Below are 21078 nucleotides of genomic sequence, written 5' to 3' on the forward strand. Positions count from 1 at the left end.
GTAAAAAGGAGATTGATATGAACAAGAAGAAAAAAATTGTCATTGATCCAATCACACGAATAGAGGGACATTTAAGAGCTGAGGTGGAAGTGGATGAAGATGGAGTTGTTAAAGAAGCTTATGTAAGCGGGCAGCTTTTTCGCGGCATTGAGACCATACTTAAAAATCGTGATCCAAGAGATGCAGGACTGATGGCAGGCAGAATCTGTGGTGTATGTACAAATTCTCATTTTCGTGGAGCCATAACTTGCGTGGAAGATGCTTACTCTATAGAAGTTCCCAAAAATGCTGAAATCATCAGAGACCTTGTTTCAATGGCTCTTTTTATTCAAGACCATGTTGTGCATTTTTATCATCTTCACTCTTTGGATTTTGTGGATGTCACAAGTGCACTTGCAGCTGATGCTAAACTGACATCCAAAGAGGCACATAAATACTCTGATAGACCATTTAGAAACTCACATGCTCACTATAAACAAGTAATCGCAAAACTTCAAAACTTTGTCAAAGCCGGAAAACTCGGTCCGTTTAGCAACGGTTATTGGGGACATAGTGATTATAAGCTAACTCCTGAGCAAAATCTAGTTCTAATATCACACTATTTAGAAGCTTTGAAGTTTCAAACAAATATTAGTAAGGCTATTGCTATTTTTGGCGGTAAGACACCGCACCCTCAAACATTGGTAGTCGGCGGAGTTACAAGCGTGGCTGACATGTTAAATCCTGCAAGACTCAATGACTACTTATTTATAATAAAAGAAGCAAAAGAGTTTGTGGATCGTGCATATCTGCCTGATATGAAGCTGATTGCTACGGCTTATAGAGATGAGATTAAAGCAGGACTTGGAAGAGCTAACGGTAACTTTATGTGTGTTGGCGGATATGAGTTTGAAGGTGAGCGAAAACTTTTTTGCAGCGGGATAGTTTATAATCATGATTTAGAGAATATTCATGAATTTGATGAGAGCAAAATAAGTGAAGAGGTTGACCGTGCTTGGTACAAGGAAGATGGTGAAATTGAGTATACAGATTTAAATGAAGACGGAAGTCTGAAAACTGCAAAAAACGATGACAAATATTCATGGATAAAAGCTCCAAGATATGATGGTAAAACAATGGAGACCGGACCTTTGGCAAGAGTTTTGATAAGTTATAAAAAAGAAAATAAACTTATAAACTCTTTTGTAGATGAGTTTTTAAAAGATACCGAGCTGGAGTTGATGGATTTATCTTGCACTATTGGAAGAAATGCAGCTAGGGCTATCGAGAGCGGTTATATCTGTGAGTATATCTTAAAGCTTGTATCAAGACTGATACAAAATATAAAATACTATGATACGGATACATGGACTAAATATGACTTTGAAAAATTGCCTAAGCAGACAAAAGGAAGATCATTTTTAGAAGTGCCTCGCGGAGTTTTATGTCACTTTGTAAATATTAAAGAAGCTAAAATTGATAACTACTCAGTTATAGCGCCGACTACATGGAATGCCACTCCTAAAAATTTTGACGGTTTAAGAGGAGCTTATGAGGAGGCTTTGATAGGTATAAAAATAGCAGATACTTCAAAACCGCTAGAGGTATTAAAAGTTCTTCACTCCTTTGACCCATGCCTTGCCTGTGCCGTACATATTATAGACACTAACGGCAACGAGCTTAGCTCTTATAAAATTAAAACTCTTTAAAAAAGTAGTTCATATGGCTAAAAATATAGTTATCGGGGTTGGAAACCTACTCCTTAGTGATGACGGAATAGGAGTGATAAGCACATCTTATTTGAGAAAAAACTTTGCTTTTGAACCAGAACTTGAACTGCTTGACGGTGGGACACTCGGGTTTAATCTTATTGAGTATTTTCTCAACTACGATAATGTTTTTATAATCGATACTATTTCAATAGATGATGAAGCCGGTTCACTCTATAAAATCCCATCACAAGAGTTACTTGGCGGCACAAAATATAAAAATACGGCTCATGAAGTAGAAGTAGTGCAGATGCTTGAAGCTTGTGAACTTTACGATAAAAAAGCAAATATTACAATCTTTGGTATCGTGCCAAAGGATATCAATAGCATGAAGATAGGATTGAGCAAAAGCCTGATAGAAAACTTTGACATGTTAATAGAGACTATAATAAAAAATATTCAAGAGTTAAATATAAAAGTTACAAAAAAAGCCAACTTTACACTTCAAGACATAATCAAAGAGTTTGGATAAGATATTGACATGTTAAATTTTAAAGAATTTGTATTATCACAAGTAGGGAAGATATTTATAATAGGCGTGCTGTTATTTATCCTGTATTTAGGTGCTATTGGCGGTATATATCTTTACTCATCGGAGGATGCTCACAATATAGTAATTATGACTTTTGCCAATCTGTTTTTTGGAAGAGCGGCAGGAATCTCTTTTGGTTTTTCAGCACACTTTAGCGATATAGCGATTATGCTTATAAATATGTTTATAGAGTTTTTAACTGTTATGTTGATATATCCCTTTTTTGTCCTCAGTTGGGAAAAATCACTGGATATAAAAATGCTAAGAAGCTTTTTTATCAAGGTAAAAAAGCAAAAAATTAAGTACAAAGACCTTTTTGAGAAATATGGTAAATATGGACTTTTCTTGTTTGTCTGGTTTCCATTTTGGATGACAGGACCGGTTGTGGGTGCAATAATAGGTTTTTTAATAGGCATAAAACACTACACAACCATGTTTATAGTACTTGCGGGAACATTTCTGGCAACAGCGATATGGACATATTTTTTAAAAGAGCTAATAGCTTTGTTAAATTATCTAAGTTCTCACGGTGCATATATTATTTTAGCTATATTTATAGTACTTGGCATTGTTTTAAAACTAAAAAAAAGTAAAAAAACAAAAATCAAGAGAGAGGCGGATGATTTAGATGACAACATATAGCATACTCATCATTGCTCCTCTACTATTCGCTTTTAGCGTGTTGTTTGGTGGGTTAAGAGTCCGAAATGTACTGACAGTTGTCTTTGTCCTTTTTTTGGCTGGAGTAAGTTTGACAAATATTTTCTTGGTAAGCTCTTCTACACAAATTTTATTTTCGCCTTTATTACATTATCTTTTTATTTTACTTGATTCTATTGTCCTTATATACTTTTTGTGGCAGGGGGTTATTAAAAAACACAACTTGGTGACTTTTTTTGCTCTGCTTCAGATGATGCTCTATGCAGCTGTTGTATTTTTCTCATCTTCGATTACTTCGAGTGATATTTTAATCGATGAGATATCTTCGACAATGTACCTTGTCATCAACATTGTAGGTGGGATAATCATAGTTTATGCTCTTGGGTATATAGAGAGTGAAAAGTTTTCAAGGTTTAAGAAAAACGGTTTTATAGCGCTGCTGTTTTTCTTTTTATCTATTATGAATTTTATTGTCTCAACAAATAATATTGAGATATTCTTTTTGTTATTTGAGCTGACAACATTGTGTTCATACATATTGATAGCATATCATGGAGATGAAGTCTCAAGCGAAAATGCTCTAAAAGCTCTCTGGATAAATCAGATAGGCGGAGTGGCTATTTTAATCGCTTTGATTGTTTCAATAACCCAGTATGATACGGTATATTTTGACATGTTAATAAATAATATTAATGAACTCTATCTTTTACCAATCGTATTTTTGACAATTGCAGCATTTGTAAAAGGTGCGAGCATACCTTTTGATAAATGGCTGCTTGGTGCTATGGTGGCTCCAACTCCTGTAAGTGCGATGCTCCATAGTGCTACAATGGTAAAAATAGCACCATATTTGATGCTAAAACTTGCCCCTGCCATGAGCGGATTTGTCTCTTTGAGTATTACGCTGATTGGTACATTCGTGTTTTTTTCAGCATCACTGTTAGCTCTTAGCAAGGACTATTTTAAAGAGATACTTGGGCTTTCGACCATTGCACTTTTAGCGCTTATGATGGCTCTTGCAGCTATAGGAACAAAGGAGGCCACAACAGCCTGCTTGGTTTTGATAGTGTTTCATGCCATTTCAAAAGCACTGCTGTTTTTACAAGCTGCAATACTAGAAAAAAGCTTCAATCTAAAATATGTCAATGACATAAATGGTCTGATAAATCACTCACCTTTTGTGGTCTTATTTATTGTGGTCGGTTTTGCCTCGCTTACGCTTCCTCCATTTGGGGCATTTGTTGCAAAGTTTATGGCCATAGAATCAATAGCAAATGAAATAGGCAACAATCCTCTTTATGTTCTGGCTCTAATATTTATAGCTCTTGGGAGCGTCTTTTTAACACTATTGTATTTCAAAGTACTTACCAAGCTTTTGGCAAAAGATGTGAGCCAAGAAAAAGAAATACATGTAGACATACCAAAGCTTTTTACTGTTCCCTCATTTGCTCTTTTGGCTTTGCTGGTTATGGGTGTATATGTTCTTTATGAAAAAGAGTTTTTAACTACTGCTCAGGTTTTTGTCCCTGTTGTACTTATAGCTGTTGTGCCTCTTTTGTTTGCAACACTGCTTTTTAAAAAGGCTCACAGAGTTAAAGAGTATCACTGCGGTGAAAAAGAAGAACCGCAACTTAACATGTACTATTTTGAGATAGCTCGCAGTTACAAAATGGCTATTACGGTAGTTGCTACAGTATTGATTTTAGTACTTATCTTGGGGGCGATGTTATGATTGAAGTTATTCTTATAATAGTCGCACCGATAATAGGCGGTTTGATATATGGTCTTGAGAGAGTTGTTCGTGCTCGCATGCAGCGCAGACAGGGTCCTCCGATTTTACAACCGTTTTATGACATGTTAAAACTCATAGATAAACAGGCTTTGATAGTAAACCCATATCACTCCATCTTGGGCATTATGCATTTTGTAACTCTGTGGGTTGTTGTCGCCTTCGTAGTCTTGGGGCAGAATCTGCTCTATATAATCTTTTTGCATCTTCTCTCAGCCATATTTTTAATCATCGCAGGTTTTAGTGCAAAGTCTATTTACTCTCATATAGGTGCAAATAGAGAACTGCAGGCTATGATAGCGTATGAACCGATTTTGATTATGACAGCTGTAGGTTTTTATATGATTAACGGTAGTTTTGATATATCTGTTATACGAAACAACACTTCAGAGATAGCGGGGTTGTTTTTAATCTTTTTAGCCTTTTTAATGATTATACCTATAAAACTGAAAAAGTCTCCATTTGACGCTACCGAAGCACATCAAGAGATAGTTGGAGGTGTTGAGATAGAGTACAGCGGTATATTTTTTGAGTTTTTATATATGGCAAAATGGCTTGAATATGTTTTTATCTATCTTCTTCTTATGCTGTTTGCAGGTGACAGCCTGATACTTGGAGCAGTTTTGTCAGTTACTGTGTTTTTACTGGTTAATCTCGTGGATAACTCTACGGCGAGAATTAAGATGAAACACCTGATAAAAATAGTTTTAGGCATAGGTTTGAGCCTCTCTATGATTAACCTGATAGGACTTAGTTATGTTTGATTTTAAACCAATTAGAAAAAAGTCACCATGGATACTGCACTATAATGCAGGAAGTTGTAACGGATGCGATATTGAGATACTCGCTTGCCTCTCACCGAAGTATGATATTGAGAGATTTGGAGTCATCAACACTGGTAATCCAAAACAATCAGATGTATTTTTAGTCACAGGTCCGGTTACATTTAGAAGCAGAGAGAGACTTATAGAGCTATATACCCAGATGCCTGAACCAAAGGTTGTCATGGCGGTTGGAAGTTGTACATGTACCGGCGGAGTATTTCGTGACATGTACAATGTTGAAAACGGGCTCGACAGATATATTCCGGTTGATGTTTATGTTCCAGGATGTGCAAGTTCGCCTGAACTGATTATAGATGGATTAGTTAAGGCTTTGGAGATACTGGAGTCTAAGACCAAAGAGATTGAAAAGCCCTTTAAGCTCTTTAGAGAAGCGTCATTGGACAACACTATTGTAAACAGACGAAATAGTGCACTTAAAGTAGGGGAGGACACAACAGATGATGAAAAAAATTGAAACCTCTATAGATACTCTAAAAAAAGATATTAAAGAATTTTATGATTATAAAAAGTGGCATTTTTTAACACTAAACGGTGTTGCACTTGAAGATGACATGTTGGAAATTCAGTGGATATTTTCAGAGTATGAAGTTAAAAATAAGATAGTTGTTTATTATGCACATATCAAATATGACGAGCTTATACCATCCATAGTAGAGATAATCCCATCGGCAATAATCTCACAAAGAGAGATAGTGGATATGTTCGGCGTAGAGGTTGAGGGAAGCCAAAAGGGACTTTACCTTGATGAGGATTCTCAGCAAAAACCACTAAGCGGGTGTTCAATATGAAAAAGACAATAAATATACCAATAGGCTCACAACATATTGCACTGCTAGAGCCTGTAAGGTTTAAGTTTGAGTGTGAAAATGAGAAGATAGTAGGTGTTGACTCAGATGTAGGTTTTGTTCATAGAGGCATAGAAAAAGCATGTACAACAAAGTTTAAATATGACGCCATTGGATATGTTGTTGCGAGAGTATGCGGACTCTGTGCCATTACCCACTCTATGACATATACGGCTTCTATAGAAAAACTAATCGGCGGTGAGATAACGCAAAAAGCAAAGTATCTGAGAATTTTACTACTAGAACTAGACAGAATCCACTCGCATATGCTCTGTTTGTCTCATACATGCGAAAATGCCGGTTTTGAAGCAATGTTTATGCGTATTATGGGTGACAGAGAAGATATTATGGAGATACAAGAACTCATAACTGGAAATAGAGTGCAGTTTGATTATATAAGTATAGGCGGAGTTAACAGAGACATAGATGCCGCTTTGGCTAAAAAAATTCTTAGTAAACTGGAACTTGTCAGACAAAAAGTACTTGGATATATGGATGAATTTACAAACAACTGGAGCTTATCTTTGAAGTTTAAAGGTGTTGGAATACTCACTCTTGATGATGCTTACAGATTTAATGCTATTGGACCCTTGGCTCGCGCATCAGGAGTGCAAGCAGATGTAAGAAACGAGATAGATTACCTTCCCTATAATGAAATCGGCTTCAAGATGCAAAAGCATACAGAGGGTGATATAAATGCAAGAAACCTTATAAGACTTAATGAACTGCTAAACTCAATAGAGATGTGCAATAACATTCTTGAAGGCTTGCCTGAGGGTGAAATATTTACAAAGCTAAGAGGAAAGCCAAATGGTGAAAGTGTAGTTAGGTTTGAAGCTCCTCGCGGAGAGCTGATGTACTATGTAAAAGCAAACGGCAGTGCTATGCTTGAGAGGGTTAGGATAAAAACACCTACATTCTCTTCTATACCTGCGTTTTCACATATTTTTACGGGTGCTAATTATGCAGATGCACCTGCGATTTTGGCATCTTTTGACCCATGCCTCTCGTGTACGGCAAAGTAGAGGTGAGATTATGTTAACATCATTTTTTAAAGCACTTGCGAATCTTTTTAAAACACCAAAGACTATAGACTACCCTTTGACGCCTATAGCAAAAGATGAAAAATACAGAGGTGTGATAGAGTATAATCAAGATGAGTGCATATACTGTTTAAAGTGTGAAAAAGCGTGTCCACCGGGAGCCATACTCTTCGTGCCGGTAGATAATCCGCCAATAAATGAGAAGAACAAAAAAGGCTTGAAGTATCACTACAATCCACACCTTTGTATCTACTGCAGCGAGTGTGTAAGAGCATGTCCAAAACCGCAAGAAGCTCTTTGGCAGAGTAATAAAAAAGGACACATTGGTATTAAAGATGATAAAATAAACGATGATTGGTTTGAACTAGAAGAGTTAAAAAAGTAAAAGGAGGATAAGATGCAGCATTTAATCGGAGAAAATTGGCACTCTTTTGAAACTGAAAAAATTGTAGAAAAATTAGAAAGCAACATAAATGATGGCTTAGGTCCTCTTAGTATAAAGCATAGGAAAGAGTTTTTTGGCAAAAATGAGTTAAAAGAGAAAAAACAAGACTCCAAACTCAAAAAATTCTTTATGCAGTTTCATAATGCCCTTATTTATATACTCCTTGGTGCATCGGCAGTCACAGGCTTTTTACAAGAGTGGGTAGACAGCGGGGTTATCTTTGGCGTTGTCATTATAAATGTGATTATTGGCTATATTCAAGAGGTAAAAGCCCAAGAAGCGATAGATTCCCTTAAAGAGATGATGACAACAGAAGCCATAGTGATAAGAGATGGCAAAAAAATCAATATATCCTCTGTAGATTTAGTACCCGGAGATATAGTCCTGCTTGAATCTGGTTCAAAAGTGCCCGCAGACATGAGGCTCATAGAAGCAAAAGATTTAAAAGTTGATGAATCGATGCTTACAGGAGAGTCTCTGCCTGTGCAAAAAAATCTTTCAGTTCATAGTCAAGACATAACAATCAATGACAGAAAAAATATGACATATTCAGGAACATATGTAACCTACGGTAGAGCAAAAGGGATAGTGGTCGCAACTGCTTCTCATACTGAACTTGGTAAAATTGCTCACCTTATAGAAGAGACCACTTCTATGGAGACTCCTCTTACAAAAAAAATCTCAGCATTCTCAAAAATACTGCTCTATGTTATTTTAGTTCTTGCGACGATTACATTTTTGATTGGACTCTTAAGAGATTATAGTATTGTAGATACATTTATGGCTTCTGTTGCTTTGGCTGTTGGTGCAATTCCCGAGGGCTTACCGGCGGCTGTTACAATTACGCTTGCTATCGGTGTCAGTCGAATGGCAAAACAGCATGCCATTATCAGAAAACTTCCGGCAGTTGAAACACTTGGAAGTGTTACGACAATCTGTTCTGACAAGACAGGAACACTAACTCAAAACAAGATGAGTGTCACAAATATATTTTGTGAGGGTAACTCTTATGAGATAGATGGTGTTGGATATGAACCAAAGGGTAATTTTTTTAAAGATAATAAAGAGATAGATTCTTTAGATGATAAACTACAAGAGGTACTTAGAGCAGGGTATTTATGTAATGAATCATATCTTGTAAATAAAGATGGTCATTATCTTATAAAGGGAGATCCGACAGAGGGTGCACTAATCGTTAGTGCCTTAAAAGCCGGATTGGATGAGAATGCTCTAAACACAACATACCCAAGGCTTGACATTTTACCTTTTGAATCAGACAGACAGTATATGGCAACGCTAAACAAAGATATAAGCACGAATGAAAACAACATATATCTAAAAGGCTCTGTTGAAAGATGTTTAAATATTTGTGACTATGAGATAAGTGACACAGGCACAGTTGCTGTTGATAAAGATAAAATTTTAGCAAAAGCACAGGAGTATGCAAGCCAAGGTTTAAGAGTTTTGGCTTTGGCTAAAAAAGTAAGTCACGGAGATAAAATAAGTGACAATGAATTGGACAACGGCTTTGTGTTTTTAGGTCTACAAGCTATGATGGATCCACCGCGTCCAGAAGCAATAGAGGCCGTAAAAGAGTCCATTGGCGCGGGCATAAAAGTTATTATGATAACTGGCGATCATGCTCACACTGCCTTTTCAATAGCAAAAATGATGTCTATAGTAGAAGAAGATGCAATATTTGAAGATACAGTATTAAATGGTAAAGAACTATTTAGTATAAGCGATAAAGAACTCATTGAAAAAGTATCTACTGTAAGAGTGTTTGCAAGGGTTGAGCCAGAACAAAAACTTCGAATTGTAGATGCTCTTCAAGCAAGGGGAGAGATAGTTGCTATGACCGGTGATGGCGTAAATGACGCTCCGGCACTTAAGCAAGCAGATATCGGCATAGCTATGGGTAAAGGCGGTACTGAGGTAGCAAAAGAGGCTGCAGATATGATTTTAAGTGATGATAACTTCAGCTCAATCACACATGCTGTTAAAGAAGGTAGAAATGTCTTTGATAATCTAATCAAGTTTATTACCTGGACTCTGCCGACAAACCTCGGTGAAGGACTTGTTATATTGGTTGCTATTATGTTGGGCTTGACTCTCCCAATACTTCCTGTGCAAATTTTGTGGATTAACATGTCAACAGCAATTCTTTTAGGGCTTATGCTTGTTTTTGAACCTCATGAGGATGACATAATGCTTCGTGCTCCAAGAGACCCAAAAAAATCTATTTTGACAAAAGTCATAGTCATACAGATGCTAGTAGTTGGTTTTTACATGTTGATTGCTTCATATATTATGTTTAACTATGCAATAGCAAACGGACAGAGTGTTGAGTATGCTAGAACTATTGCTGTAAATATCTTTGTTTTTGTTGAGCTTTTTTACCTCTTTTCTTGTAAAGAGCTGCAAAAATCAGTTTTTAGAACCAATATAATGAACAATAAGTTGCTTCTTTTAGGCGTTGCTCTTATGATATTTATTCAAATAACTTTTACGCATGCTAGTTTTATGAACACAATGTTTAAAAGTGAAGGTTTAGATTTTATGACATGGACACAAATATTGCTTATAGGATTTGGTGTTCTTTTTGTGGTAGAAATCAAAAGATTTATTGATAGCAAACTAGGTATTAGCTAAAATTGGTACAATATAGAAAAAGGATTTTATAATGAAGTATATAATGATATCTCAAATATTTTTAAGCGGTTTGTTCGCTCATGGTTTTGCCCATGAACATTTGCATTTTTTTGACTCTTTACATGTAGAGTATTTTGTTCTGTTTATAGCCGGATTGGTGAGTGCATTTTTCATATATGAAAAAGTGTTTAAAGGCAATCGTTAATGTGCCAAGATTGTGGATGTAGCATTACTGAGCATAGCCATGATGCAGACGAACATACTCATGATATGCAAAATGTCCATGCAAATCCACAGCTAAATAACAAAATAACCGTAGATGTAATCACAAAGATTTTAGACAAAAATGACCACGAAGCAGGGCATAATCGCGCTCACTTTGAAAAGCACGGAGTTTTGGCCATAAACCTTATGAGCAGTCCCGGCAGCGGAAAGACAGCACTACTAGAAAAGATTGCTGACATGTCGAAGTTTAAATTTGGTGTTATTGAGGGTGACTTGGAGACAAGTAGAGATGCAGACAGACTAAAAGCAAAGGGAATCCCCGCGTATCAGATACAAACAGGCTCAGCTTGTCACTTAGATGCCTTTATGGTTCATAAGGGACTTCACGATATGCCTCTCTCTGAGATAGATGTATGTTTTGTTGAAAATGTAGGCAACCTTGTCTGTCCAGCTTCATACGATGTGGGAACACATCTAAACATAGTTTTGGTGAGTGTTCCTGAGGGAAATGACAAGATAGAAAAATACCCTGTTATGTTTAGAAAAGCCGACTTGGTCCTCATCACAAAAACTGACCTTCTGCCGTATATAGATTATGATGTAGAAGCAGAGAAAAAAGAGGCGAGAAAACTAAAACCAAATGTTGACATATTGGAAATTAGCATAAAAGATGATGACTCAATCAAAAAGGTCATAGAGTGGATAGAAATCAAAAGGATGCAACATGAAAAAAACAGTTGACGGACTATCTCTCTTTATTGAGGGTAACAGCAAAAATAGAACAATTGTTTTTATACACGGTTTCCCCTTCAACCATAGCGCTTGGCAAGCACAGATTGAGATGTTTAGTGCAGATTACTACTGTATAGCGTATGATATCAGAGGACTTGGAGACTCTGTTGTTGGCGATGGGCAGTTTACGATGGAATCTTTTGTTGATGATCTCTCTACGATAATAGATAAGATGAGCTTGGACAAACCTATTTTATGCGCTCACTCTATGGGTGGGTATATCTCTCTAAGAGCGTTACAGAGAATGCAGGAGAGATTCTTGGCTGTTATTTTACTAGATACCGTTTCAGGTGCTGACAATAATGAAGGCAAATTAAAAAGAGCAGCTGCCATTAAGAAAATAAACAGTGAAGGATTGACTCCCTTTGTAAAAGATTTTATCACACTTTGTTATGGCGAGCTTTACAAGAGAGAACATTTAGAAGATTTTCAAAAGAGGATTGATTTATCGGCCTCATATAATCCTTTAGGTGTTAAAGGGTGTTTGCTGGCAATGCTAAGCAGAAATGATACAACACAATACTTAAGCAGTATAACAATTCCATCTCTTTTGATATGCGGGGAAGAGGATGCTCTTACCCCTCCTTCTGCAATGAAAGAGATGTCCCAAGAGATGAAAAACTCAGAATTTGTTTTGATAAAAAACAGTGCGCATATGAGTGCAATTGAAAATCCTGTGGATGTAAACAGTGCTATTAAATCTTTTTTAGAAAAAGTGTAGGTAAAAAATATGTGCCTTTCAATACCCTCTAAAGTAACAAAAATAGACAAAGAGAGAAATGTTGCTACTGTTGACACTATGGGTGTGAGTAGAGAAGCCAGTTTAGACCTTATGGAAGATGGAGGTGTCGAGGTGGGAGACTATGTTCTTTTACACATTGGATTTATTATGAATAAGATTGATGAAGCTGATGCTATCTCCTCACTTGAAGCATACGAAGAGGTACTTAAGATAATGGACGAAGAAGAATGAGTAAAACTCTTCAACTAAAAGAGCTCTACACAGAGTTTAGAAATCCTGATACTATAAAGTCGTATGCTTCTCTGATAAAGCAAGAGGCTAAAAAACTTGAACGCGATGTCAGTATTATGGAAGTGTGCGGAGGACATACCCATACCATTATGAAGTATGGTCTTTTACAGCTTCTTCCCAAAAATGTACACTTCATTCATGGTCCCGGCTGTCCTGTGTGTATAATGCCAAAAGAGAGAGTAGACCATGCCATAGCGCTCTCAAAACAACCTGATGTCATACTTGTCACTTTAGGCGATATGATAAAAGTACCCGGAAGTGAAGCAAGCCTGCAAGACGCAAGAGCAAAAGGTGCTGATGTAAGGTTTGTTTACTCTCCTACAGACTGTTTAAAAATAGCCGAGCAAAATCCTGATAAAACAGTTATATTTTTTGCCATAGGTTTTGAGACGACTACACCTATGACATCTGCTTTGATAAATCAGGTTATAAACAAAAATATTAAAAATATTCTGTTTCATATCAATCATGTAACAGTTCCAGAGCCAATGCGTGTTTTACTTGATGATGATGAAAATAAGATAGATGCATTTATCGGTCCTGCACATGTAAGCGTAATAACCGGAAGTAAGATTTACGATGAATTCCCAAGAGACTACAAAAAACCTGTTGTGGTAAGCGGTTTTGAACCTGTGGATGTCATACACTCTGTGCTGATGATACTTAAACAATTCAATGAAAATAGATGTGAGGTTGAGGTTGAGTACAGTAGAAGTGTAAGTCATGATGGAAATGTAGTTGCACAAAAATTAAATGACATGTTCTTTGAGAGAAGGGACACTTTTAGATGGCGGGGTGTCGGTGAGATACCTAAAAGTGCTTTAAAATTAAAAGATGAGTACTCCTACTTGGATGCTGAAGTTACTTATGCAGAAATATTGCCAAATGAAAAAATAGACGATCATAAGCTATGTATATGCGGTGATATTTTAAAAGGAAAAGCAAATCCAATAGAGTGTAAAGTCTTTGGCAATGCATGTAAACCCTCAAGCCCTCTTGGAAGCTGTATGGTCAGCAGTGAAGGAGCTTGTGCGGCTTACTATAAATATGGCGGTATATTATGAAAAAACTCTACATAATCAGACACGCAAAATCAAGCTGGAAAGATTTAGAGATTGATGATTTTGACAGACCTCTCAACAAAAGAGGCAAGCAAAATGCTCCTTTTATGGGAGAGAAACTAAAAGAAAAAGAGATTATGCCAGACATGATTATCTCAAGCCCGGCATTAAGAGCAAAAACTACAGCAGAGATAATTGCTAAAAAAATGAACTATACAAAAGAGGTATTTTTCAATCAAGATCTTTACGAAGCGGATGCAACAACTCTGCATAATATTTTGAGTAAGATTGATAATGAAAATAGTGTTGTGTTTTTGATTGGACACAATCCTGAGTTAAACATGCTAGCTGAAATATATGTCGGTTTTGATGAAAACATACCTACTTGCGGTGTTTTAGAGGTTGAGTTTAACTGCGATAGATGGATAGACATAGGAGCAAACAATGCTAGACTCGTATCGTTTGATTATCCCAAGAGATATAACGAAGTCAAAACCGATATTTAAAAAGCTTAAACAAAACCTAAAAAAATAACCTACTTATAAAACAATAAGAAGCTTAAAAGTTAAATCGGATAAAATTTGTCTGATTTAAAAATACTAGAGCGTAATGCGTTCTTAACAAGGATACACAATGAAAACATTGATTTTATTAATCGGACTAACACTAGGTGCTCTTCAAGCTGACAATATCGTAGCATACGATACTAAAAACGGCAACAATGCTGAGACTATTAAGCCTAACTACCCAAGTCAAGAACTTTACTAAAAGCTAAGTTCTTTTTCCTCTAGCTCGCCTTTTACGGCGGGCTTTTTTTTTCTTTTTTTACTCAAAATCCTCAAACATACTTTTTAATCATCCAAATATAAAAAATTATCATCAAAATCTTACTATCTGGCATACTTTTCGCTAAAATATTTAAAATGAAAAGGTTAAATATGCAATACAGATACATAGGAAAAACAGGGCTAAGAGTTACGCCGATTTGTTTGGGAACTATGAGCTTTGGTTCTTGGAGCGATGAGGCAGAGTCTTTTAAAATTATGGACAAAGCAGTAGACTTTGGTATAAACTTTTTTGATACAGCTGAGCTTTATCCTGTACCACCAAGAGCGGAGTATGCAGGTGAGACTGAGAGTATTATCGGCAGATGGCTCAAAGGCAGACAAAGAGATAAACTAATAATTGCTTCAAAGGTTGCAGGAGCGGCTAACGGCTGGTTCGTCCCGCCTATCCGCCATGGTATGACTGCTATTGATAAGTTTCATATCAAAAAGGCAGTAGAGGGAAGTCTTAAACGCCTTGGCACTGAGTATATTGATTTGTATCAGATGCATTGGCCTGATTCTATAGTGCCTATCGAAGAGTCCTTAAGAGCATTTGATGAGCTGGTACAAGAAGGCAAGGTCAGATACCTTGGAACTTCAAATGACACCGCTCACGGACTTACAAAAGCAAATGAGACATCCAAGAGATTGGGAATTTCCAGATTTGAGTCTATACAGAATAACTTCTCTTTAAACAATCCGCGCTTTTTGGATGAGCTTTCACATGTATGCAGCAAAGAAGATATTTCACTGCTTGCTTATTCGCCAATAGCCGGTGGAGTTCTTAGCGGAAAGTATAATGGAGAGTTTTACCCTGATGTTGCAAGGTTTGCAGAGTATTTAAAAAACGGCGATAAAAGAGGACTGGCTCAAAGTCACAGATTTGTAAATGAGAAATCATTGGCTACAACTGCAAGATATATGGACATAGCAAAAAAGCTTGACATGTCAGTAGTGACATTAGCTGTTGCCTACTCAAAACAGTTCTCCTTTGTAGCTTCAACTATCATCGGTGCGAGAAATGCCAAACAACTTGATGAATCGTTTGCAGCCATGGATGTAGTCTTATCTGATGAGACAATGGCCGAGATAAAAGCTGTACAACAAGAAATTATGTACCCGATGGGATAAATATGAAGCAAATAAAACTAGCACACGGAAACGGTGGAGAAGAGAACAACGAGTTAATATCAAAAATATTCTATAAAGCATTTAAAAATGAGATACTAGAAAAAAGCGAAGATGCGGCCATCATAGAAGATGGAAAACTTGCTTTTTCAACTGACAGTTTTACTGTAACACCACTGTTTTTTGCAGGAGCAGATATAGGTAAGCTTGCCGTTTGTGGAACTTGTAACGACTTGGCTATGATGGGTGCACAACCTAAATATTTGACATGTAGTGTGATTGTTGAAGAGGGATTTAGCATAGATGAGCTTAAAAAAATAGTCTCTTCCATGCAAAAAGAGCTTGAGATAAACGGTGCAAAAGTTGTAAGTGGTGACACAAAGGTAGTGCCTCGAGGAAGTGTCGATAAGATTTTTATAAATACTACAGGTATCGGTAAAGTTTTAAAAAGTGGGATAAGTTCTAACTCCATAACAGATGAAGATGCAATAATTGTGAGTCGTGATATCGGTTGTCACGGTGCGACTATTTTTGCCGCTCGTGAGGGGATTGAGCTGACAAGTGAGCTTAAGAGTGATTGTACTTCGCTCTATCCGATTGTTAAAAAACTTCTTGATGAAGATATACATGTCACGGCAATGAGAGATGCTACAAGGGGAGGGCTTAGTGCTGTTTTAAACGAATGGGCTAAGCAGTCAAATATCTGCATAGAGGTTGATGAAGATAAGATTCCCGTTTGTGATGAAGTGATGGGGCTTTGTGAACTTTTGGGTTTTGATGCGACAAGTCTCGCAAATGAGGGAACATTTCTTTTGGCTGTTAAAACACAAGATGCCAAAAAAGCATTGGAAATTCTTCAAAAGTTCAATAAAAACGCTTCTATAATAGGCAAGCTTACAGACCTGCATGTAAAAAAAGTTATTTTAAATTCAGCATGGGGTACACAAAGGTTTTTAGATATGCCCACAGGTGAACTACTGCCTAGAATATGTTAGAATGCTTACAAAGGTATTAAGATGAGCATGCATTATAAGATTTTTGTTATATTTGCTATTGTCATTACGATTATATTTTCTATAAAACTATACGATGATTATGTTCTAAGTAAAGAAATAAAAGAATTGTCGATCAAGTATGAAGCCAAAGCAATTTCTGACTTTCTTGTAGCTTTTAGAAGTACTTATCAAACTCTATTTGTTGACAATCATGTAAAATTGGACAAATCAAGCATCGAACTGCTGCCGGTTCGGGCAACAAGTGAAATATCAAAAAGATTTTCATCTTTAAATAATCAATCAAAAATTAAAACAGTCTCCGATAGACCAAGAAACCCTGTAAATATGGCTAATCCAAGACAATTAGAAGTTATGGAGTATTTTAAAAAAAATAAAGATAAAAAATCTTTGTTTAAAACAGAGGGAGACAAGTATTATTATTCACAACCTCTCTACATAACGGAGGTATGTTTAAGCTGTCATGGAGCAAAAGAGAATGCACCTAAGGTAATAAAAAACAGCTATGATTCTGCATATGATTATAAACTTGGCGAATTAAGAGGTATTATTGATGTAGAGCTCTCTCAAACAAAGCTTGGTACTATTTTGGACAGGAACAATGACAAAAGAGTAATATTTGTTTTTATCATTTTAAGTGTGATTTTAATCGTTACATTTGTATATACAAGATACAACAAAAAACTAGAAAATGAAGTAATTGGGCTAAATAAAAAATTAAAACAAAAAGTTACTGATGAAGTAGAAAAAAATAAAAACCAATATGAACAACTTATCCAAAAAACTCGTTTAGCACAAATGGGAGAGATGATAAGTATGATTGCTCATCAGTGGAGACAGCCCTTAAGTTCAATTTCTGCAATTGCAATTAACTTAAAACTTAAACTTTTACTTAAAGACGAGAACTCAGAAGCAAAAGCTACTTCAGATGAGGATAATAAATATTTTTTAAATAAACTAGAGCGTATTGAAGAGACAGTTCAAGTTTTATCTACGACCATAGATGACTTTAGAAATTTTTATAAACCAGACAAAAAATCAGTAAGAATGGGACTCAAAGATATTGTATTAAAATCATTAAATATTATTGAAGCATCATTTAAAAATTATAATATAGAAATAATTGAAGACTATAAAGATGAGCAAAAATTTGATATGTATGGAAATGAAATGATGCAAGTAATTTTAAATATATTGAAAAATGCTCAAGATAATTTTATAGAAAAAAATGTAGAAAATCCATATATTAAAATTACTGCAGAAGGTTCAACTTTATCAATCTGTGATAACGGTGGAGGGATACCAGAAGATATAATAGAACAAATATTTGATCCGTATTTTTCAACTAAAGATGAAAAGAATGGCTCAGGCTTAGGACTCTACATGTCAAAAACAATTATACAAGATCATCATGGTGGAAAATTGTATGTTGAAAATCAAGTTGATGCCCAAGGGGCAATTATTGGTGCATGTTTTAAAATAATTTTGCTTCCTAAAATGAATAAAAAATGACAGAAGCTATCGTTATAAGGTCATAAATTATGCATGAATACTCTATAGTTCAATCTTTAATTGAGAGTTGCCAAGAACATGTAAAAGCAAACGATGCTACTAGAGTGACAAAAGTGGAAGTAAAAATAGGTGTTCTTAGCGGAGTAGAACCGCATTTATTAAGAGAAGCATTTGATACATTCAAAGAAGAAACTATTTGTCACGAGGCTGAGTTTGTAATGAATATTCAAAAGGTAAAAATACATTGCAACAGCTGTAAGCAAGAGACAGAGTTAGAAAAAAATGAGTTTGTTTGTCCTAAATGTGGCAGTTATGAGCTTAATGTCCTTGATGGCGAAGAGATGTATCTTATGAGTTTGGAATTAGAGTAGTATCATGATTTTTAAAGTTGAGATAAGAGGAGTTGTTCAAGGGGTAGGGTTTCGCCCTTTTATATACAATCTCGCTACATCGATGGAGCTAAATGGTTATGTCTCAAATAACGCGCATGGCGTAATTATTGTAGTTGATACAACAAAAGATAAGGTTGATGAGTTTGTAGAGCAAATAAGAGCTAAGAGACCGCCTCTAAGTGATATTGAGTCTATAGATATTTCGCCCTCAAATGAAAAACAGACATTTAAAGATTTTACAATCAAAAAAAGTGAGAGCTCTGATGAACTTACAAGCATGATTCCCTCAGATATTGCGATGTGTAAAGAGTGTCAAGAAGAACTTGAAGACAAAAACAACAGACGATACAACTATCCCTTTATTACATGTACAAATTGTGGACCTAGATACTCAATCATAAAAAATCTGCCATACGATAGAAAAAACACATCAATGGCTGAGTTTGAGATGTGCAAAAAGTGCCAAGATGAATATAAAAATCCAAAAGACAGAAGATACCACGCTCAGCCCATAGGGTGTTTTGAGTGTGGACCTATGATTTCTCTTTTAGATAAGAGTGGTAAAAAACAAAAGATTGAAAATGTTGTAGATGAAGTCGTAAAGTTCATAGCTGATGGCAAAATAGTGGCTATTAAAGGGGTTGGCGGTTATCATCTAGTCTGTGACGCAAGAAATGAGAAGGCTGTAAAACTATTGCGTGAGAGAAAACAACGCCCATCTAAACCCTTTGCAGTGATGGTTAAAGATATCAACATGTCAAAAGAGATAGTCCACATAAATGCAAAGGAAGAGGAGTTGTTAAGTTCTAACAGACGACCTGTTGTTCTGCTTGGGAAAAACGAAAGAGAACTTCTGTGTGACTCAGTTGCTCCGAACATAAATCAGCTTGGACTATTTTTGGCCTATACTCCACTGCATCATATGATTTTGCAAAAATTAAATTGTCCGCTTGTCGCCACAAGCGCCAACATCTCAGGGGAGCCTCTTTGCATAAACTCTGAGGAGATTATGAAACTATCACATATTTGGGACTACTGCTTAGACCATGACAGAGAGATTGTAAACAGTTGTGATGATTCTGTTTTGTTTGTAGAAAATGAAAAAATATTTATGCTCAGATGTGCAAGAGGCTACTCGCCGACTTATTTAAAACTTCCAAATAAAACAGACAAAAAGATACTTTCACTTGGAGCAAATCAAAAGTCTACAGTGGCAATAACGATAGAAAATAAGGTTATTATATCCCCATATATTGCAGACTTGGAGGGACTCTCAAGCATAGAGCACTTTAAATCTCACATAGAGACACTTAAACGCATTTATGATTTTGAGCCGGATGTAGTAGTGTGTGATAAACATCCTCGTTATGAATCTACAAAATACGCCAAAGAGTTAAAAGAGAAAAATTCACATGTAGAGCTTATGCAGGTGCAACACCACTACGCACATATACTCTCTACTATGGGTCTCAACAATATAACTTCAAAGGTGTTGGGTGTCAGTTTTGACGGAACTGGATATGGCAAAGAGGGACATCTTTGGGGCGGAGAGTTTTTTGTTTGCGATGAAAAGGGCTACGAGCGAGTAGGGCATTTTAAATATTTCAAACTTCTTGGAGGTGAAATGGCCATAAAAGAGCCAAGACGAGTTGCTCTTAGTTTTTTATTTGAGTTGTACGGAGAAGATGTTTTAACGCTAAATAACCACACTACGGCCTCTTTTACACAAAGCGAATTAAAAGTTTTATATCAAGCTTGGAAAAAAGGTTTAAACTCACCGCTAAGTAGTTCATGTGGGCGATTTTTTGACGCTGTGGCTTCTATTTTAGACATTCTACATGTGTCATCTCATGAGGGCGAGAGCGGACTGCTTTTGGAGAGCTTATATGATGAGAATATAAAAGATTTCTATGAATTTAGCATACTTGAAAAAGAGATTGATTTTAGTGTGATTTTTTATCAAATACTAAAAGAAGAAGATAAAACTATAGCGGTATCTAAGTTTTTCAATACCTTAGTAGAAATTATTTTTGACATGTCAAAAAAACACGATTTACCGGTAGTTTTAGGCGGTGGTGTTTTTCAAAATAGAGTTTTACTAAGACTTATTATGAAAATAATTCCAGATGTAACAGTGCCTAGTGGTTTTGTAAGTAATGACAGTGCAATAGCCTACGGGCAGGCTATTGCAGCAGCAAGTAGATAAACTAACTAATCAGAATTATTTTCTATACACAACTCTCTTGCCGTGTACCAGTCAGCTATGCCTTTGTCGGTGTATTGGTACTCTCTTTGTTTCGTTGGAATTACGCTGTTTCTTAGTTTTGAACGAACTATTCCAACTACAATAAAGCTAAGAATCAGTACAAAAAAGGCTATAAAATAATCATACATGTACCAAGCCAAAATAGTTGTAATATATATAGAATATTTTAAAAATATCCACAATATAAAAGAGACTATTTTGCATTTTTTTGTATGAATTTTTGGTGTCGGTTCCATCATCTCTATAAAATCATTTTGCATGCAAATATTG

Annotated in this window: 23 protein-coding genes; 22 read left to right on the plus strand and 1 reads right to left on the minus strand. The window is 36.0% G+C overall.

Annotated features, from left to right (window positions below):
* The first annotated feature begins 17 nt into the window (after nt 1-17).
* The 22 genes from OQK60_RS00800 (at nt 18) to hypF (ending at nt 20748) form a co-directional block, all read left to right on the plus strand.
* A complete protein-coding gene (locus OQK60_RS00800; RefSeq protein ID WP_297683105.1) occupies nt 18-1688 on the plus strand; it encodes a nickel-dependent hydrogenase large subunit in 1671 nt (556 codons plus the stop codon).
* 13 nt (nt 1689-1701) lie between these two features.
* Nucleotides 1702-2220, plus strand: a complete 519-nt coding sequence (locus OQK60_RS00805) for a HyaD/HybD family hydrogenase maturation endopeptidase (RefSeq protein WP_297683106.1) — start codon at nt 1702-1704, stop codon at nt 2218-2220.
* 9 nt (nt 2221-2229) lie between these two features.
* Complete coding sequence (locus OQK60_RS00810; protein ID WP_297683108.1) at nt 2230-2922, plus strand: small multi-drug export protein; 693 nt, start codon at nt 2230-2232, stop codon at nt 2920-2922.
* Nucleotides 2909-4672, plus strand: coding sequence for a proton-conducting transporter membrane subunit (locus OQK60_RS00815; protein ID WP_297683110.1), 1764 nt, complete (start codon nt 2909-2911; stop codon nt 4670-4672). Before OQK60_RS00810 ends, OQK60_RS00815 begins: the two co-directional genes overlap by 14 nt.
* Nucleotides 4669-5493, plus strand: a complete 825-nt coding sequence (locus OQK60_RS00820) for a complex I subunit 1 family protein (RefSeq protein WP_297683112.1) — start codon at nt 4669-4671, stop codon at nt 5491-5493. The genes OQK60_RS00815 and OQK60_RS00820 overlap by 4 nt, the downstream gene beginning before the upstream one ends.
* Nucleotides 5486-6028, plus strand: coding sequence for an NADH-quinone oxidoreductase subunit B family protein (locus OQK60_RS00825; RefSeq protein WP_297683114.1), 543 nt, complete (start codon nt 5486-5488; stop codon nt 6026-6028). The genes OQK60_RS00820 and OQK60_RS00825 overlap by 8 nt, the downstream gene beginning before the upstream one ends.
* The gene (locus OQK60_RS00830) at nt 6015-6362 is read left to right on the plus strand and encodes an NADH-quinone oxidoreductase subunit C (RefSeq protein ID WP_297683116.1); all 348 of its coding nucleotides are present in this window, start codon (nt 6015-6017) and stop codon (nt 6360-6362) included. The genes OQK60_RS00825 and OQK60_RS00830 overlap by 14 nt, the downstream gene beginning before the upstream one ends.
* Nucleotides 6359-7444 carry a nickel-dependent hydrogenase large subunit gene (locus tag OQK60_RS00835; RefSeq protein WP_297683118.1) on the plus strand — a complete coding sequence of 362 codons (1086 nt, stop codon included), beginning with the start codon at nt 6359-6361 and terminating at the stop codon, nt 7442-7444. The genes OQK60_RS00830 and OQK60_RS00835 overlap by 4 nt, the downstream gene beginning before the upstream one ends.
* A gap of 10 nt (nt 7445-7454) precedes the next feature.
* Complete coding sequence (locus OQK60_RS00840) at nt 7455-7847, plus strand: 4Fe-4S binding protein (protein WP_297683120.1); 393 nt, start codon at nt 7455-7457, stop codon at nt 7845-7847.
* 12 nt (nt 7848-7859) lie between these two features.
* Nucleotides 7860-10559: a cation-transporting P-type ATPase gene (locus OQK60_RS00845; RefSeq protein WP_297683122.1), complete on the plus strand. Its 2700-nt coding sequence runs from the start codon at nt 7860-7862 to the stop codon at nt 10557-10559.
* A 31-nt stretch (nt 10560-10590) separates the two neighbouring features.
* Nucleotides 10591-10764 (plus strand): hypothetical protein, encoded by a 174-nt coding sequence (locus OQK60_RS00850; protein ID WP_297683124.1) that lies wholly within the window; start codon nt 10591-10593, stop codon nt 10762-10764.
* Nucleotides 10764-11525 (plus strand): hydrogenase nickel incorporation protein HypB, encoded by a 762-nt coding sequence (gene hypB / locus OQK60_RS00855; RefSeq protein ID WP_297683126.1) that lies wholly within the window; start codon nt 10764-10766, stop codon nt 11523-11525. Before OQK60_RS00850 ends, hypB begins: the two co-directional genes overlap by 1 nt.
* Entirely contained in the window at nt 11509-12297 is a 789-nt protein-coding gene (locus tag OQK60_RS00860; RefSeq protein WP_297683128.1) for an alpha/beta hydrolase, read from the plus strand. The genes hypB and OQK60_RS00860 overlap by 17 nt, the downstream gene beginning before the upstream one ends.
* A gap of 9 nt (nt 12298-12306) precedes the next feature.
* Nucleotides 12307-12549 carry a HypC/HybG/HupF family hydrogenase formation chaperone gene (locus OQK60_RS00865; protein ID WP_297683130.1) on the plus strand — a complete coding sequence of 81 codons (243 nt, stop codon included), beginning with the start codon at nt 12307-12309 and terminating at the stop codon, nt 12547-12549.
* Nucleotides 12546-13673: a hydrogenase formation protein HypD gene (hypD, locus tag OQK60_RS00870; protein WP_297683132.1), complete on the plus strand. Its 1128-nt coding sequence runs from the start codon at nt 12546-12548 to the stop codon at nt 13671-13673. Before OQK60_RS00865 ends, hypD begins: the two co-directional genes overlap by 4 nt.
* Nucleotides 13670-14176 (plus strand): histidine phosphatase family protein, encoded by a 507-nt coding sequence (locus OQK60_RS00875; protein ID WP_297683134.1) that lies wholly within the window; start codon nt 13670-13672, stop codon nt 14174-14176. The genes hypD and OQK60_RS00875 overlap by 4 nt, the downstream gene beginning before the upstream one ends.
* A gap of 127 nt (nt 14177-14303) precedes the next feature.
* Complete coding sequence (locus OQK60_RS00880) at nt 14304-14438, plus strand: hypothetical protein (RefSeq protein WP_297683136.1); 135 nt, start codon at nt 14304-14306, stop codon at nt 14436-14438.
* Between the two features lie 170 nt (nt 14439-14608).
* Nucleotides 14609-15628, plus strand: coding sequence for an aldo/keto reductase (locus tag OQK60_RS00885; protein ID WP_297683138.1), 1020 nt, complete (start codon nt 14609-14611; stop codon nt 15626-15628).
* A gap of 2 nt (nt 15629-15630) precedes the next feature.
* The gene (gene hypE / locus OQK60_RS00890) at nt 15631-16620 is read left to right on the plus strand and encodes a hydrogenase expression/formation protein HypE (RefSeq protein WP_297683141.1); all 990 of its coding nucleotides are present in this window, start codon (nt 15631-15633) and stop codon (nt 16618-16620) included.
* Nucleotides 16621-16641: 21 nt separating this feature from the next.
* Complete coding sequence (locus OQK60_RS00895) at nt 16642-18150, plus strand: DUF3365 domain-containing protein (protein ID WP_297683143.1); 1509 nt, start codon at nt 16642-16644, stop codon at nt 18148-18150.
* A gap of 29 nt (nt 18151-18179) precedes the next feature.
* Entirely contained in the window at nt 18180-18521 is a 342-nt protein-coding gene (hypA, locus tag OQK60_RS00900) for a hydrogenase maturation nickel metallochaperone HypA (RefSeq protein ID WP_297683145.1), read from the plus strand.
* A 4-nt stretch (nt 18522-18525) separates the two neighbouring features.
* Nucleotides 18526-20748, plus strand: coding sequence for a carbamoyltransferase HypF (gene hypF, locus OQK60_RS00905; RefSeq protein WP_297683147.1), 2223 nt, complete (start codon nt 18526-18528; stop codon nt 20746-20748).
* A 5-nt stretch (nt 20749-20753) separates the two neighbouring features.
* Here the strand turns inward: hypF and OQK60_RS00910 are convergent, their stop codons facing one another.
* Complete coding sequence (locus OQK60_RS00910; protein WP_297683149.1) at nt 20754-21068, minus strand: hypothetical protein; 315 nt, start codon at nt 21066-21068, stop codon at nt 20754-20756.
* Nucleotides 21069-21078 lie beyond the last annotated feature (10 nt).

It is taken from the genome of Sulfurimonas sp. (assembly GCF_026196735.1).
In the GTDB taxonomy this organism is placed as follows: domain Bacteria; phylum Campylobacterota; class Campylobacteria; order Campylobacterales; family Sulfurimonadaceae; genus Sulfurimonas.